The following is a 17,526-nucleotide window of genomic DNA, read 5'->3' on the forward strand; positions in this document are numbered from 1 at the left end:
CCGAAGAGGAAACCCGATGTTGAAACAAGTGTTTGTGGCCGCCCTCGCCGGATTGTTGCTGACGACCGTTGTCGGCGCGGGGGACGACGTCGTCCGGTTGCGTTCCGGTGATGTCAAACCGCTTGCCGTCGGGGATCCGCGAGTATCCGAATCCGCCGACTCACTTCGATGGGTCGTCCGCTACAAGCAGCCGACCGGGATGTTCGAGCGCGGTGGATTGTCCTCGGCCGGTGTGAAAATCGAAGTGCCACTTTCGAGCCAGGCGTACCTGGTCACGATCCCCAACAATCGCAGCGTTGACCTGACCGCGGTTTCCGGTGTGGACTGGGCCACACCGTATCTGCCCGAACACAAGATTTCTCCGGAGATCGTCGATGCTCAACCGGTCAAGGGAGCGAATGAGATCATCGTTCTGTTGCACCTGTTTGCCGACGCCGACGCCACCGCTGTTGCCGATGAACTGAGCGCCGCCGGTCTGGACGTCAAGGGGGTCGGTAGTGGGTCGCGTTTCGATCGTATCGTCATGTCGCTTAGTGCGTCCGAGGTCGCGTCCTGGACCGGCACGCTGGCGGAGCGAGACGACGTGTTCTGGGTGGGTCGGCGCTATCGTCGCACGCTGCTGAACGACGACGTCGTCTGGGTCGATCAGTCCGGTCTCGATGGCGGCATGCTCACACCGATCCACGATCGTGGCATCCACGGTGAGGGTCAGATCGGTGCCGTGTTGGATACAGGCGTCGACGCGGACGCCTGTTACTACCGTGACGGTGTGCTCGGTCTTCCGCCGACCAACACGGGCCTGGGGACCACCGTCGATATGGCGCAACGGAAGATTATCGCCGTCAACTTCCTGGATCCCGGCGAGAATCCCGCCGATCCGACCCACTGGGATACGCAAGGGCATGGATCCCACGTTGCGGGCACGATGGTTGGCGACGATCTCGCGACGCCCATCGCCCACGACGCGGGAGACGGCCTGGCGCCCGGTGCGAAGGTGGTCATTCAAGATGCGGGGTACGCGGCAGACGATTGCGGGGACCTGCCGGGCATCGGTTGTCCGGTGACCGATCTGGTTCCGATCTTCCAGCAGGCCTACGACCAGGGTGCGCGGGTACACAACAACTCCTGGGGAGACAACGAGAACGCCTCCGTCCGGAACGTCTACACCGACACCGCCGAGGACGTCGACGAATTCATCTGGAACAACCCCGACTTTCTCATCGTGATCGGAATCGGCAACTTCGCGCTCGGTGGCGTTGAGACGATGGGTAGCCCCGCAACCAGCAAGAACGGTATGGCGGTTGGGGGCACCTACAACGGCGTCAGCGCAATCTACCTCTCGGACATCTCGGCCTGGGGACCCACCGATGACGGTCGGATCAAGCCCGATATCCTGTCGCCCGGCGCCAGCATCCAGTCCTGCGAGAACGACAACGACGTGACGACCAACAACTGCGGAGTCCGGAGTTCTACCGGAACCTCCCACGCCAGCCCCGCCGCCGGTGCGGGCGCGATGTTGATTCGCCAGTACTTCCTCGAGGGTTGGTACCCCAGCGGCACGAAAAACGCGCCCGACGGTTTCAATCCGACAGCCGCGCTGGTCAAGGCGATGATCATGAACTCCGGCGTCCCGATCGAGTTCGATGCCGAGGGTCGTGAAATCGAGCTGACCGGCCCGGAGATGGGCTGGGGCCGCATGCTGCTGGACAACTCGATGCATTTCGGTGGTGAGGGACGCGGTCTCTACATCGACGAGAATACGACCGGGTTCGCTAGCCCGGCCGATCCGCCGGCGACGTACCTACTCGAGGTGCTGGACGCGTCCGAGCCGCTGTATGTCACCCTTGCCTGGACCGACTTTCCATCCACTCCGGCCGCGTCGACCCATCTGGTCAACGATCTCGACCTCCGTGTCGACGGGGACAGCGGTGGCTTCTGGGGCAACTCGTTCAAGGACAACCAGTCCTGGCCCCTGTTCGGCGTGGACCGTCTGAACAACGTCGAGCAGGTGAAGATCGATGTCCCGACGCCGGGGATCTACTCGATTCAGGTCTCCCCTCATGCCGTTCCGTCGGGGCCGCAGCCCTACGCGCTGGTGGTCAGTGGCGCGGTCTCGGTCAGCTCCGGTCCGCGACCGAGTTACAAGAGTCATGTCGTGGATGACAGCGGAGCCAACGGCAACGGCGACGGTATCCTGGATCCCGGCGAGACGGCGATCCTTCCGATCACCCTCCGCAATTCCGGCGACTCCGACGCCACGTCAGTCACCGGCGAGCTGTACGGCGTCGGCCCCGTCAAGGTCTACCAGGCCAACGCCTCGTACTCCAACGTCCTGGTCAACCAACAACAGACGTCCATTGCCCCTCACTACGAGGTCACTCTGGACCCGAGCGCCAGTTGTGGTGATTGGATCGGCGCCAACATGGCCATCAGCGGCAACGGATTCAACGTCGGCAGCGGGTTTACGATGGATGTGGGTCTTTACGACGGCGATCGACCCTCGACCGACACTCCGGTCATCGTCCCGAAAAGCTCTCCGGCCGGTGTCTGGTCCTACCTCAATGTCCCGGACGACTTCATTCCGACCGATGTGAGTGTCACACTCAATCTGGATCACGAGGACCTGACCCAGGTGCGCGTCGTGATGTACCACCCCGACAACTCGCTCGCCATCCTCCATGATTACGAGCCGGGCAACGGCATCCACACCACCTACGACGACACGACTCAGCCGTCGGTGGGAACGATGGAGACCTTCGCAGGGAAGAGCCCGATGGGCACCTGGCGCATCAAGGTGATCGACGACAGCGGCTGTTGCGGTGTGCCGGACGGCACGATCGAAGACTGGACGTTGACCTTCACGGCCGACATCCCATGGGATTGCAACCCCGTCAGCTGCGGTGAAGCCGTGCCGCCGCCGGTCGGCGACACGTTGACGGTGAACAAGTCCGGTGCGTCTGACGTTCAGGTCAGCTGGTCCGGTGTCGGTGGGGCTTCCAACTACAACGTCTGGCGGGCCCATGACAATCAGATGGCCACGGCAGTCCATATCGGCGCGACCGGTGGTTCGACATCGCTTATCGACGGCGGCGCGCAGAACCTATCCGGTGTGCACTATTACGTTGCCCGTTCGGTCAATAGCTGCCGTTGGGAAAGCGACTAATGATTCGCCGGTGGTTTATCGCTGTTGCCATTCTAGTGACGGTGTGCGGCCCCTCGTTCGCCGCGTCGGTGGCGTTCAGCGACCAAACGGTCTCAGCCCAACTCATCTACTCGCCGGGCTCGCCGTTGGATATGGACTCGAAGGAGATGTATCACGGCGGCTCCGTCGGGGACTTCAATCGTGACGGCTGGCCCGATCTGTTCCTGCTCGGTGGCGGCATGGTGGCCGACGCGTTGTTCATCAACGACGGCGACGGGACGTTCACCAACGAGGCGATCGCGTGGGGCGTCGATTTCGTCCACCGAGGCCGCGGCTCGACCGTCGGCGACTACAACAACGATGGCTGGCCCGATCTCTATGTCACCAGTGGCGGTGACCTGGGCGGGGCCGACAGGCTAGGTCAGCATCGACTCTACGAGAACAACGGCAACGGCACGTTCACCGAGCGAGGTGTTGCCGCCGGCGTCAACGAGTCGTCGAGTCTTTACGCCACAGCGACCGGCGCAGCGTTTGGCGACTACGACCTTGACGGCGACCTCGACCTGTTCGTCTGCGGCTGGGAGGCCATGAGTTGCCACATCAATCCCTGCGAACAGAACCGGTTGTTCCAGAATCAAGGGAACGGCACGTTCACCGACGTCACCGTGGCCGCCGAGATCGCCAATAACTTCGACGGCTTCTCGCCACGCTTTGTGGATATGAATGGGGATCGCTACCCCGAGCTGATCGTCGCCGCCGACTATCGCACCAGTCGTTACTTCGTGAACGACGGCGACGGCACGTTCACGAACGCGACCGGGCCGTCGGGTACCGGCGAGGACGACAACGGGATGGGAACCACGGTCGCCGATTTCAATCGCGATGGACTACCCGACTGGTACGTCACCTCGATCTGGCGCGATGGTTCGTTCCAGGACGGGAACTACCTGTACGTCAATCAGGGCAGCGACACCTACTCAATCCTTCCCGAGACGTCCGGCGCGCGGGACGGCGGCTGGGGTTGGGGCACCGAGGCGATCGATTTCGACCACGACGGTTGGGTCGACCTCATCGAGACCAACGGCTGGTGGGAGACCACCGAGTGGACGGGCGAGACCTCGTACCTGTACCGCAACAACGGCGACTTGACGTTCACCGAGGTCCAGAACGGATCCGGATTCAGTCATCTGGGTGCGGGTCGATCGGTGTTGACGCTGGATTACGATCGCGACGGCGACATGGATGTCGTGGTGACGTCCCACGCCGAGCCGGTGCAGCTATTTCGTAACGACATCAGCGGCGTCGACGCCAACTGGATCGAATTGGCGTTGGACACCAGCGCCGACGCTGGCCTCGCACCCGACGGATACGGTGCGAAGATCACCGCGACCACCGGAGGCGTGACACAGTCCTTCTGGCTGAACGGTGGCGCCAGCTATCTCGGCCGTAGCCAGGCCGTGGCGCACTTCGGGCTGGGGGCCGCGACCACGGTGGATATCGATATCGAATGGTCCGACGGCACAACAACGTCGATGCCGGGGGTCGCAGTCAACCAGATTCTTACCGCTACACCGGCGGCCGGGGGTGGAGCCCCCGGTGAGGCGTCGGGCGTACCGGGCCAGCGGATGCGCGCGGTGTACAACCCAGGATCGGGCGAGATCGACGTCGAGTTCACGTCGGCTTGCGACGCCTCCAACCACACGATTGTCTATGGCGACCTGGCATCCGTCTCGAGTTACGTCTACTCCGGCGCGTCGTGCTTTGTCGGGGCGTCCGGGACCGCGACGTTTGATCCAGGCATGGCCAACGCGTTCTTCATGGTGGTCGGCCACAACGGTACGGTCGAGGGCTCCTACGGCCAGGACCGGTTAGGTGCGGAGCGACCGGACTACGCCGGTACGCCGGGTTGCGATCTCAGCCAGGACCTGGCGGGAACATGCGTTCCCTGACCGTCATCGCATTGATGGCCGTGCTGGCCACAGGCTTGGCCGCTGCGGCACAGATCCAGTTCAGCGACCAGACCGTCGCCGCCGGACTCGACCACAGTCCGAGCATGTATATGGATATGAGCGCCGCCGGGATGTTCGCCGGTGGCTCCGTCGCCGACTTCAACCGCGATGGCTGGCCCGATCTGTTCCTTATCGGTGGCGGCAACACGGCAGACGCGCTGTTCCTCAACAACGGCAACGGAACCTTCACCGACCATGCCGCGACCTGGGGCGTGGACGCGATGCATCGCGGTCTGGGAACAACCGCCGGCGACTTTAACTCGGATGGTTGGCCCGATCTGTTCGTCACAAGCGCGGGCCCCGTGAGCGGGCCGAACGCCGTTGGCATGCATCGCCTGTATCGCAACAACGGCAATGGGACCTTCACCGACATCGCATCGACCGCTGGTGTGAATCTCTCTTCGCCAACCGACTTCAACGCCACGGGCTCTGCGTTTGGTGACTACGACCTTGATGGTGATCTCGACCTGTTCGTCTGTACCTGGGATGGCATGAACGGCAACAAGCTGTTCCGCAATAACGGTGACGAGACGTTCACCGATGAGACCACTGCCGCCGGGATCGATCAACTGTTCCATGGTTTTTCGCCACGATTTGTGGACATGAACGGCGACCGCTACCCGGAACTGCTGATCGCCGCCGATTTCGAAACCAGCCATTACTACATCAACGACACGGACGGCACCTTCACTGACGGAACCGCCGCGTCGGGAACCGGGCTCGACGAGAACGGTATGGGGACGACGGTCGCCGACTTCAACCGCGACGGTTTGCCGGACTGGTACGTCACCTCGATCTACGCCGCGGGTGCGCGTCTGGGGAATTTCCTCTACGTCAACCAGGGCAACGACGTATTTACAGACTTGCCCGAGTCCGCCGGGGCCAAACTGGGTGGCTGGGGTTGGGGTACCGAGGCCGTCGATTTCGATCACGACGGCTTCATCGACCTGGTCGAGACCAACGGTTGGAATAACCAATACGAGAATATTCCCGCCTTCCTCTTTCGCAACAACGGCAACCTGACGTTCACCGAGGTCCAGGGCGGCTCCGGATTCGATCACACGGGGCAGGGCCGCTCGGTTCTGACGATCGACTATGACAAGGACGGCGACATGGATGTCGTGATTACGGCGTTCAACGAGCCCGTTACCCTGTTCCGTAACGATCTGAGCGGCACCGACATCAATTGGATCCAGATCGCACTGGACACCAGTGGAGATCCGTCGCTGTGCCCCGACGGTTATGGCGCGAAGGTCACCGCCGTCACGAATTCGGCCACGCAGTACTTCTGGATCAACGGCGGAGCCAGCTACCTCGGACGCAGTCAGCCGATAGCGCACTTCGGTCTCGGAACGGATACCAGTGTGGACGTGACTGTCGACTGGGCGAACGGCACGGCCACGACGGCGACAGGCCTGACGGCAAATCAGATGGCCACGTTGACGCCGTCCGTTGCAGGCGCACCGGGGGAAGCCTCGATGCAGGCGGCCTACAACCAGACCACCGGAGAGATCGACGTGACCTTCAACGCGGCATGCGACGCGACGGACCAGACGATCTACTACGGCGACCTGGCCAGCGTCTCGAGTTACGCGTACTCCGGCGCGGCCTGCTTCCGCGGAAACCTTGGAGTCACATCCTTCAATCCGGGGCTCTCTAGCGCGTTCTTCCTGATCGTCGGAACCACCGGTTTCGTCGAGGGAACCTACGGATTGGACGGCGCCGGCTTCGAACGGCCCGAACATCTGAGCGGGACCGCGTGCGATCTCCCTCAGGACCTCTCGGGTGTCTGCGACTGATGCTCACGGCAAGAACGTGGTTCTGTGGGATGTTGCTCTGCGTGAGTTTGCTCTGTGCGAGCGCGAACGCAGGTGAGATCACGCCTCGATTGGCTCGCGCCATGGACTCTGCGGCGCCCGATGAATCCCTCCGTGTCGTCGTCCTGATGGAGGCCTACCCCGAGCAGCGACTTCTGCTCGATCAGGTTCGCAAGATGAACCGGCGCGACCGCCGAAAGCATGTCGTATCGACGTTGAAGACGACTGCAGAGCAAACCCAGGCGACCTTGCGCGCCAGAATCTTGGCTCTGGACGCCGACGCACCGCGCCGCGTGCGCGTGCTGTGGGGCATCAACGGTCTGGCGTTCGAGGCAACTGCGGCGGAGATCGAGCAACTCGCGCTTATTCCGGGCGTTCACTCAGTGATCCTCGACTACGGCCGTCCGCATCCAGGGTCCGACCCCGATCATGTCGAGGGCCCGACCGGCGGCGACGCTTCCGGTCCAAACCCGACCGCCACGGTACGCCCCGACGTTATTGCGATGGGGGCGCAGGACGTCTGGAACATGCTGGGCTACACCGGCAACGGAGTCATCGTCGCGGTCGTGGACACCGGGATCGATCGCACGCATCCGGACCTGGCGGATCACATCTGGACCAACCTGGGTGAGGTCGCCAACAACGCGATCGACGACGACGGTAACGGCTATGTCGACGACACCTGGGGCTGGGAGTTCTGCCTCGACAACAACGACCCGTCCGGCGGGCAGCACGGAACACAGGTGGCCGGACAGGTCGCCGGTGACGGAACCAACGGCCAGGTCACCGGCATGGCGCCCGACGCAGAGTTGATGTCGCTCGGGATTGATTGCGACATCCCGTCGATCGGATGGGAGGCCAGCGACTACGCGATCGCCCAGGGCGCCCACGTCATCACACAGTCGTACAGCTGGTGGTGGACCGATCAGCCCGACTACGAGGCATTTCGTCGTCAGACCGACACGGAGCTGGCGGCGGGTGTGCTGCACGTCAACTCCGCGGGCAACGGCGGGACGATCCTGTCTGAGCGACCGATCCCGTACAACATCTCGGCTCCATCGGGCTCGCCGGCGCCCTGGTCGCATCCCGACCAGACGATCGTCGGAGGCGTCTCGTCGGTGATCGCCGTGGGCAACATCAGTTTCAGCAACGACCTCATCGCGCCCTCGTCATCCATCGGTCCGGCGGCGTGGGAAGACATCATCGCCAACACCGACCCGGACTACCCACACACGATGCCACTCGAGTTTCAGGACTACCCGTACATGAACGGCGCCCAGATGGGATTGATCAAGCCCGACGTGTCGGCGTACGGCAACGGGACGACCACGACTTGCCCGGGTTCTTCGTATTGTGGGTTCAGCGGCACGTCATCGGCGGCGCCGCACGTCTCCGGAGCAGTCGCGTTGATGTTGCAGGCCAACCCCGAGGCCACGCCGGCGGAGCTGGCGGAGGCCCTGATGACCACCGCGGAGCATCGCGGCACACCGGGCAAGAACAACCTCTACGGCAGCGGACTTGTCCAGACACTGGCGGCGGTACAGAGCGTCGAATCCGGTGTGGTCTACGTGTCCCACACGTTTGACGATTCCATCGCGGGCAATGGCGACCTGGCGCTCGACCCCGGGGAGACCGTGCAGATCCAGGTGACCGTCGAGAGTCGAACCGACGTGACGCTAGACGACCTCGAGGCGATCCTGACGACCCGTACGCCCGGTGTGACGATCCACAACCAACGATCTACTTTCCCAAGCCTGACCCCGGCAGCGACGGTGCTCACCGATGCGCCGCATTTCTGGGTCAGCCTGGATCCGACGGCGTGCGCGACGATCGTGACGTTCGATCTGGAGCTGCGTTACGGCGATTCGGTTCGTCGAGGATCATTCAGCCAGCGAATCGGCGACGAAGAACCCATCGCATTGCTGGACGCAGACTTCGAGTCGGCTGCGGGCTGGAGCGCGGATCCCGGTACGACCAGCCGCGGGGCGTTCGTCCGCGAAGATCCGATCGGTGTGTTTCTCGACGGGACCAGCACGCTGGGGAACCCCGAAGACGACACGACGCCCGGTGCGGGGGACACCTGCTGGGTCACCGGTAACGGTGAGCTCAACGGACCCAAGAATCAGGATAACAACGATGTGGACGACGGGACGACGACGCTGACGTCACCGGTGTTCGGCGCGCCACACATTCTTGCGCTCGATCTGTCCTACGACCGCTGGTACTACGACAACGCAGGTGGTGGCGACTCGTTCTTTGCCGAGATCACCAACGACGGATCGAACTGGACCACGGTGGAGCAGCTGGTCGTCTCGAGCGGCGGCTGGGGTAACCAGGTGGCGGATCTTCTGCTGCTCGTGACGCCCAGCGAAACGATGCAGCTGCGATTCCGTGTCACTGACGGTGGCAGCGACTCCACCGTCGAGGGTGCCGTCGATGAGGTGCACGTCGATGGGATGTGGGTCAACTGCCAGGACTACACACCGGTCGTGTTGCAATCGCCTAACCCCGTCGGCGACACGCTAACGGCGAACGGTGTAGGGACGCACGTGACGTTGAGCTGGCAGACTCCACCGACCGACGGCGGACACGATGCCGCCACGCTCTATCGGATTGATCGAGCGACCGTGGCCAACGGAACCTTCGACTCGGCCGGGTCGACGACGACGACCGTCTGGCATGACATCGACGCGACCGTCGCGCCGGGAATCTATTTCTACCTTGTGACAGCCGAGAACTCCGGGGGAAGCGAGTGAGGTGGCTCGCGGCGTTTCTCATTCTTCTTGCAACGGACGCGAGCGCCACGACGATCGACTCCAACCTGCAGCAGGCGCTGATCCACGCCGGCCCGGATGACTTCCTGCCGGTCGTCGTGATGATGGAGGAGTTCCCGGACACGGCGGGGCGACTGGACGCGATCCGCGGGCTGAGTCGCAGCGATCGGCGGACCCGGGTTGTGACTGATATGCGTGCGCTTGCCACCCGCAGCCAGGCGCCGGTGCGCAAGCTGCTTTCCGCTTCTCCCTCGGGGGTTCGAGATGTTCGAGTCCTGTGGGGCGTCAACGGACTCGCGTTCGAAGCCAAGCCGGAGGTCATCGACTTGCTGACCTCCGTACCGGGTATCCGCCGAATCCAGCACGACGCCGGCAGCGGTCGTCCCGCAGATGGCAAGCCTGCCCTGACCGGACCCACCGGTGGGGATGCCTCGGGGCCAAATCCCGATGCCACCGTTCGCGGCGAAGTCGTCGCGATGGGAGCGAAGGACGTCTGGGATCTGCTGGGCTACACGGGCAGGGGAGCGATCGTCGCGGTGCTCGATACCGGTGTCTTTCCGGATCACCCGGACATCGCGGATCACATCTGGACCAACCTCGGTGAGATCCCGGGCAACGCCATCGACGACGACATGAACGGTTTTGTCGACGACACCTGGGGCTGGGATTTCTGCGAAGATGACAACGATCCACGTGCCGGAAACCACGGCACCCAGGTCGCCGGTCAGGTCGCCGGTGACGGCGCCAACGGGACGGTGACGGGTATGGCGCCCGATGCCGAGCTGATGGTCCTCGGCTTCGGCTCCAGCTGCTTCGTGCCGGACTCGATGGGCTGGGAGGCCAGCGACTACGCCGTTGCAATGGGGGCCGATATCATCACCGAGTCGTTTATCTGGCCCTACGACGAGAGCGATATGCCGGACTACGAGGGTTGGCGACGACAGACGGAAACCGAGTATGCCGCCGGTGTGATCCACGTCAACGCGGGTGGTAACGATGGCGGCAGCGCAACGCGACTCGTCCCGTACCAGATCGGCGCTCCCGCTAACAGCCCTCCACCGTGGCATCACCCCGACCAGACGTTGGTCGGCGCCCTGTCCTCGGTGATCGCCGTCGGCAACATCAGCTGGACCAATGACACGATCGCCTCGTCGTCCTCACTGGGACCGTCGGCGTGGGAGGATATCGTTGCCTATACCTGGACCGGCTACCCACACTCGTTGACGCCGTTGTTGTTTGACTACCCGTACCAGAACGGCGCTTCGATGGGGCTGATCCGGCCGGATCTTTCAGCCTACGGTAACGGAACGACCTCGATCTGCCCGGGTGGGAGTTACTGCGGATTTAGCGGGACGTCCTCCGCTACACCGCATGTCTCGGGCGCACTGGCGCTGATGCTGGAAGCCAATCCGGAGGCCACTCCGGCGGAACTGGCGGCGGCGTTGATGACGACCGCCGAACACCGCGGCACCGCAGGAAAGAACAACGTCTACGGTACCGGCTTGCTTCAGGCCTATGAAGCGGTGCTGGCAGTCGAGTCGAGTGTCGTCTATTTCGGCCATACGTTCGACGACACGAGTGCAGGGAACGGCGACGGCCTGCTGGACCCCGGCGAGACCATCGAGATTCAGATCACGGCCGAGAGTCGCACCGACTCCGTGATCTCCGATCTCGAGGCGATCCTGACGTCGTCCACCCCGGGTGTGATCGTCCACAACCAGCGGGCGACGTTCCCGGCATTGCCCGCTCGAGGCACGGCACTGACCGACGCCCCTCACTTTCGCGTCACGATCGAACCCAGCGCGTGTAGTGCGATCGTCGAGTTCGACCTGGAGTTTCGTTACGGTAGTGGATCTGTGCGTCACAGCGGTTTCAGCGTTCGCGTCGGAAAAGAAACCGCCTCGACCTTCCTCGATGCAGACTTCGAGTCGTCATCCGGCTGGACGTCCGACCCGGGATCCACATCCAGGGGCCAGTTTGTCCGCGAAGATCCGATCGGCGTCGTCGAGGACGACAACGCCTCGGTCTATGTACAGCCCGAGGACGACACGACGACGAACCCTGGCGACACCTGCTGGGTCACCGGCAACGGCTTCCTCAGTGGTCCCAACAAGCAGGATAATAACGATGTGGATGACGGCACGGCGACGCTGACGTCGCCCGTCTTCGGTGCACCGTTCATCCTGGAGTTGAGCGCATCGTTCGATCGCTGGTACTACGACAACGCCGGTGGCGGGGACTCGTTCTTCGCCGAGGCGTCCAACGACGGCAGCAACTGGGTCACGCTGGAGCACCTGGTCACGCCCACGGGCGATTGGGGTACGACGAATGTCGACCTGATGCCGTTGCTCGCGCCGAGCGAAACCATGCAGGTCCGGTTCCGGGTGACGGATGGTGGCAGCGACTCTACCGTCGAGGGCGCCGTCGATGAGGTGCACGTTTCCGGTGTCTGGGTCGATTGCATCGACTACACACCGCCGGCCGCACTAGCGCCGAATGCCGTCGGAAACACACTGCTGGCATCCCGAGTGGGGGCACATGTCGAGTTGAGTTGGCAGGCCTCGCCCGTGGATGGCGGGCACGACGCGGCGACGTTGTATCGCATCGAAAGATCGTCGACGGCGAACGGAACGTTCATCGAGACCGCGTCGTCGATAACGACCGTGGGGTACGACATCGACGGGACGACGCTGCCAGGTGTTCACTTTTATCTCGTCACGGCGGAGAATGCGGGAGGTCCCGAATGAACATGCGCCTCCCCGTAATCGCACTCGTTCTGACGTTGTCGGTCCCGGCAGGCTACGCGGCCGGAGTGCGTCAGGAGAGTCCACTGGACGCCTACTCACGTGTTCGAGCCGGAGGCAGGATCGCCATTGCGCCAGTTCAGACGGAAGAGCGGGTCGCCGACTGGAAGACCTACGTCGACCCGCGGACCGGGATGCCGACGCTGGCCTCCGGTCGTGGCATCCAGTGGTTTACCGACGAGACGATCACGCTCGACAGATTGGAGTCGAAGGCTCGTGGGTTTCTGGCGGAGCGAGGCTGGAGCGTGCCGATGGTGCGTGACGATGAGGCCAGTTCGCAGATGCGTAAGGATCAGTGGAAGCTGGTGTTTCGTCTCGAGGTTGATGGCGTTCGCGTGGAGAACGCGCGGCTGGACTTCGTGGTTCACAATAGTCGCCTGGTGATGTTCGGGTCCACCAACTGGAAACGTCCGAAGGTTCGCGGCATCCCGCAGATCGACCCCCAGACCGCGTCACGGGCTCTCGGGACCTACCTCGATGGCCGCACAGCCGAACTCGTACCCGACGGGGATCCGGAGCTGACACTTGTCGCGGTCGAGGAAGACGGCTTGTCCCATCGGCTGATCTGGCGACTGCGGTACCGCGACCCCAACGGGCCGGCGGAGTGGGTCGGCGAGGTCGATGCCCACACCGCGCGAGTCGACGCGTTCTACGACGACGCCCATTACGCCGGTGTTCGAGGGGGAGTGATCCCGGAGCAACCTGACGGCGATTGTGCCGCCGGTGGTTGCGAGCTCGATGACTTTCCGATGCCGTTCGCGGACTGGACCGAGTCCGGTGGTCCCAACGGCTATACGGATAGCTACGGGAACTTCGCATGTTTCGACTCGGCTGCCTCGTTCGACACGACCCTGGTAGGGCAGTACGTCGAGCTCAATGACAACTGTGGTTCGCTTCTCGAGACGGCCGGGTGCGACGGTTCTGTGCAGCTCGGAGTCAAGCAAGGCGAGAACTGCGATATCGATCCCTTTGGCTCTCCGGGGAATACGTCGGCCGCGCGCACTGCCTACTATCACGCCAATCGCGTTGCCGAAGTCGCCCGATTTTACAACCCGGGCAATTCGTGGTTACAGGGCCGCGTCACTCTCAACAGCAACTGGAACGGCACCTGCAACGCCTCTTACGGTGGCGGTGGGATCTACGTCTATCGGCAGAGTGCGACCTGCGCCAACAGTGGAGAGATCCAGAGTGTCGTGACCCATGAGTGGGGCCACGGCTACGATCAAAACGACGGTGGCAGCTGGGACAGCACGTCGGAATCCTACGGCGACATGGTCGCGATGTTCGCCTCGCGACAGTCTTGTTTCGCCACAGGACTATTCCTCGATGGTTCCCCGTGCACCGGCTATGGGGACACCTGCCTGAGCTGTACGGGGTTCCGAGATCACGACTGGGCGATGCGGACCGCGAACACCCCGGCAACGCCACAGGGCTTTGTGCAGGACAACTGTAACCCCGGCGGCTCCTCGCAATCGCCCTGCGGAGGCTCGGTGCACTGCGAGTCCTATCCGATTGACGAGGCGATGTGGGATCTGGCCGTGCGCGATCTACCGGCATCGGGCATCGATCCGGACAGCGCCTGGCAGCTGGCCGAGCGGCTCTGGTACTCCAGTCGCGTGGGTTCCGGCGGCGATATCTATAACTGTGCCCTTCCGGCCTCGGATAGCTGCGGCGCCGGCACCTGGTACCAGCAACTGCGGGTGGCCGACGACGATGACGCCGACCTTTCCAACGGGACGCCCCACGCAGCGGAGATCTACGCCGCGTTCGCCCGGCACAACATCGCCTGTGGAGCTCCTGGAGATCCGGAGAACCAGAGCACGTCCTCGTGCCCGGCGTTCACGACGCCCGTGACAAACCTGACGACGTTACCGGGTGGTACGAGCGTAAGCTGGACCCCGGTCGCGGGCGCGCAGGAGTACATCGTCTACCGCGGGGATCTCGGTTGTCAGCGGCAGCAGGTGGCCGCCGCGGTCGTTGCGGCGCCGACGACGAGTTGGGTCGATTCGGTCGGCGATCCCGACGTGACCCGCTACTACCGCGTCGCGGCGGTCGGCAGTAACCCGGTCTGTCACAGCCCGGTTTCGAACTGCGAGGCCAGTCCCATCGGGCCACGACTCCAGATGAACGCACATCGGCTGATCGAGGCCGGTGTCCACACGAACGGTAACGGCGTGATGGATCCCGGTGAAACGATCGAGCTTCCCGTGACCCTGTTCAATGGAGGCCTTGTCGGCGCGGTCAATGTCCATGGCCGCTTGCGCGTCGTCGACGCCTCGCAGGGACGCGTGATCGAACCGGTTGCCGACTGGGCCGATATCGCGGTCGACACCGAACTCGAGTCGAACGCACCGTACTTTGAGGTGACGTTGTTCAACGATGGCATCGCTTGCGGCGATACGATCGATCTCGAGCTCGAGATGAACGCCGACGGGGCGTCGACGCGATCGACACGCTTCGATTTCACATTGGGCGAAGTCGATCGGGAGTTCTTCGAGTCGGCCAACGAGACGATGTCACGTTTCAACACGTCGCCGATCCTCTCCACGATGGAGATCACCGAGGACACGGTCATCGGTGACCTTGACGTCTCGGTCGCGATCACCCACACGATCCCGGGTGATCTGATCGTCGAACTCAGCTCGCCGGAGGGGACGACCGTTCGGCTCCACGATGAGTCTCCTGGTAGCGGCGGGATCAACACGACGTACGACCTGCTGACCTCGCCCGATGGTCCCGGCACGATGGCGGACTTTAATGGCGAGTCGCTAAGCGGTACCTGGACTCTGTCGGTTCAGAACACGCAGTTCGGCGGTGGTAATGGGACCTTCAACAACTGGACGCTGCACGTGTCCTCGGCAGGCGCATTCGGTTGCAGCGAGCTTATCTGCGCCGAGCCGACGCCCTCCGTCGCCGTGGACAACTTGACGGTGGATCGATCCGCGCAGGAACTGCAGTTCGATTGGAGCAGCGCGGGTGCCGTCTTCGGCTATCACGTGTTGCACTCCGCGAACGCCAACTTCTCGGGCGACGTGGACTTGACGGGCCGTACCAACGTGTCGTCGTTGACCGTCCCGGGTGGTACGTCGCGCACACCCGACCTGTCTTACTTCCAGGTGCGCTCGGTCAATGTGTGTCACCAGGAGTCGCCTTGAGTCGTCTGAGGGCCTCGGTGACGTCCGCGGCGAAGGGGTTCAGGCGGAGCGCCTCCTTGAAGTGCGCGATCGCCGCCTCCTTGCGTCCACGCATGAGTTCGAGGACGCCGCGTTCGGCGGAGATGTCGGGGTCCGCCACGCCGGCATCGCCGGCTCTTTCCAGTACGCTTCGCGCCGCCTCGTGGCGGTTCGTGGAGACAAGCAGCGACGCGAAGTTCAGGTAGGCGTCCGCGCGCCGCGGGTTCAGCCGCAACGTGGTCTCGTAGTGTTCGCCCGCCTCGCCTAGAGCCTCGGGACGATGGGCGGATTCCGCTGCCAGCGCGTTGGCCAGGTTGAAATGCACGAGATCGTCGTCCGCGTGCCTCGTCAGGGCATCCCGCGCGGCGGAGACAGCGGCGGCCGGTTGGCCCGCGCCCAACAACGCCGACACCAGAGCCAGTCGCGCCTGTAGGTTCCCCGGGTTCTCTTCAAGCACGCCACGAAGAGGCTCGATCGCGTCCTGAGGGCGACGCCGCTGGATCGCCTCCCGGGACTTTTCGAGGACACCAAGCAGCACGATCCCGTCCTTCGGGTCGAGCGACGCGTCACCCGATGCTCCGGACGCATAGCCCAAGGAGGCAAGCCTCATCCTTCGCTCCGCGGAGAGGGAGTCCTGCTTCGCCTCGGTCTTCGTGGCACCTTCCCGTCGCAGCGACTCCAGCATCCGCCGCGCTCTCGGCCGCACGGTCCCGAGGTTCTTCTCTTGAGCCGGGTCCGTGGAAAGATCGTAAACCTCCGGGCGCGGCGCATCGATGGTCACGAGGTCCCCACGAACGAGTCCGCGCAGCGGTGCCCAATCATACGCAAGTGCGGGGAACAGCGTCTCCATCTCATAGCCCGGGTCCTTCCACTTCTTGTTCCGTAGCAGTGGCACCAGACTCTTTCCGTCGACCTCCTTCGGAGTTTCGATCTTCAGCAGATCCAGCAGCGTCGGCATCACGTCGACCAGCCCGACCCGTTCGCCCACGACACGGCCTACCGGGATCCCGGGGCCGTTGACGATCAACGGGACGCGCTGGGTACTCTGATAAAGGAACACACCGTGGGACGCCTCGCCGTGCTCGCCGAGACTCTCGCCGTGATCCCCGGCGATCACCACCAACGAGCCTGGAAGTTCTCCCAGCAAGCGGCCGATCGCGGCGTCCATGAACGCGATCTCACCGTCGTACGGGCGACCCCTGAACTGTGCGTCATACGGCGGTGGCGGAACATAGGGCAGGTGCGGATCGAAATAGTGGACCCACAGGAAGAACGGTGGTTTGAGTTTCGGTAGATGTTCAAAGACGGCGGCGTTGGTCTGAGACGCCGCACGCTCCTCGTAGTTGAACGCCTCGCGTCGCCCGACGCGTACCCGGTCGTCGTAAATCCGGAACCCGCGCGCCAGACCGACTCGTCGGTCGAGGACAACCGATGAGACGAAGGCCGCCGTGTCGTAGCCGGCTCTTGAGAGCGACTCCGCCAGGAGTGGAACGTCGGAGGGCAGAAGATGAAGGGCGTTGTCCCGGGCCCCGTGTCGGCGTGGTACGAGGCCACTCATCAGGCTGGCGTGAGCGGGGACCGTCAGGGGAGCGGGGGACTGCGCCCGTTCGAAGCGCACACCGTTTCTTGCCAGAGTATCGAGGTTGGGCGTCTTGACGCCCTCCGCGCCGTAACACCCCAGGTGATCAGCGCGCGTGGTATCGAGCGTAATAAGTACGACGTTCGGTGGATGGCCCTCGCCTTGCGCTGGGGGAGCACCCAACAGCAGGAGGAGTAGTCCTATGCAAGCACGAAAAGCCATCCACCT

General features: G+C 63.5%; 7 protein-coding genes. 6 read left to right on the forward strand and 1 reads right to left on the reverse strand.

Going from position 1 to position 17,526, the window contains the following annotated elements:
* The first annotated feature begins 16 nt into the window (after positions 1-16).
* Genes OES25_02480 through OES25_02505 form a run of 6 tightly spaced genes read left to right on the forward strand, consistent with a single transcriptional unit; the run spans position 17 to position 15,701 of the window.
* The gene (locus OES25_02480) at positions 17-3,163 is read left to right on the forward strand and encodes a S8 family serine peptidase (protein ID MDH3626509.1); all 3,147 of its coding nucleotides are present in this window, start codon (positions 17-19) and stop codon (positions 3,161-3,163) included.
* On the forward strand, positions 3,163-5,091 hold the full coding sequence (locus OES25_02485; protein ID MDH3626510.1) for a CRTAC1 family protein: 1,929 nt from the start codon (positions 3,163-3,165) through the stop codon (positions 5,089-5,091). Before OES25_02480 ends, OES25_02485 begins: the two co-directional genes overlap by 1 nt.
* Positions 5,079-6,950, forward strand: coding sequence for a CRTAC1 family protein (locus OES25_02490; GenBank protein ID MDH3626511.1), 1,872 nt, complete (start codon positions 5,079-5,081; stop codon positions 6,948-6,950). The genes OES25_02485 and OES25_02490 overlap by 13 nt, the downstream gene beginning before the upstream one ends.
* Positions 6,950-9,724 carry a S8 family serine peptidase gene (locus tag OES25_02495; protein MDH3626512.1) on the forward strand — a complete coding sequence of 925 codons (2,775 nt, stop codon included), beginning with the start codon at positions 6,950-6,952 and terminating at the stop codon, positions 9,722-9,724. Before OES25_02490 ends, OES25_02495 begins: the two co-directional genes overlap by 1 nt.
* Positions 9,721-12,489, forward strand: coding sequence for a S8 family serine peptidase (locus tag OES25_02500; GenBank protein ID MDH3626513.1), 2,769 nt, complete (start codon positions 9,721-9,723; stop codon positions 12,487-12,489). The genes OES25_02495 and OES25_02500 overlap by 4 nt, the downstream gene beginning before the upstream one ends.
* Positions 12,486-15,701, forward strand: coding sequence for a proprotein convertase P-domain-containing protein (locus OES25_02505; GenBank protein ID MDH3626514.1), 3,216 nt, complete (start codon positions 12,486-12,488; stop codon positions 15,699-15,701). The genes OES25_02500 and OES25_02505 overlap by 4 nt, the downstream gene beginning before the upstream one ends.
* Here OES25_02505 and OES25_02510 read toward each other — a convergent pair.
* Entirely contained in the window at positions 15,673-17,520 is a 1,848-nt protein-coding gene (locus tag OES25_02510; protein ID MDH3626515.1) for a sulfatase-like hydrolase/transferase, read from the reverse strand. The genes OES25_02505 and OES25_02510 overlap by 29 nt on opposite strands.
* Positions 17,521-17,526 lie beyond the last annotated feature (6 nt).

The organism is Acidobacteriota bacterium (genome assembly GCA_029861955.1).
Taxonomy (GTDB): domain Bacteria; phylum Acidobacteriota; class Polarisedimenticolia; order Polarisedimenticolales; family Polarisedimenticolaceae; genus JAOTYK01.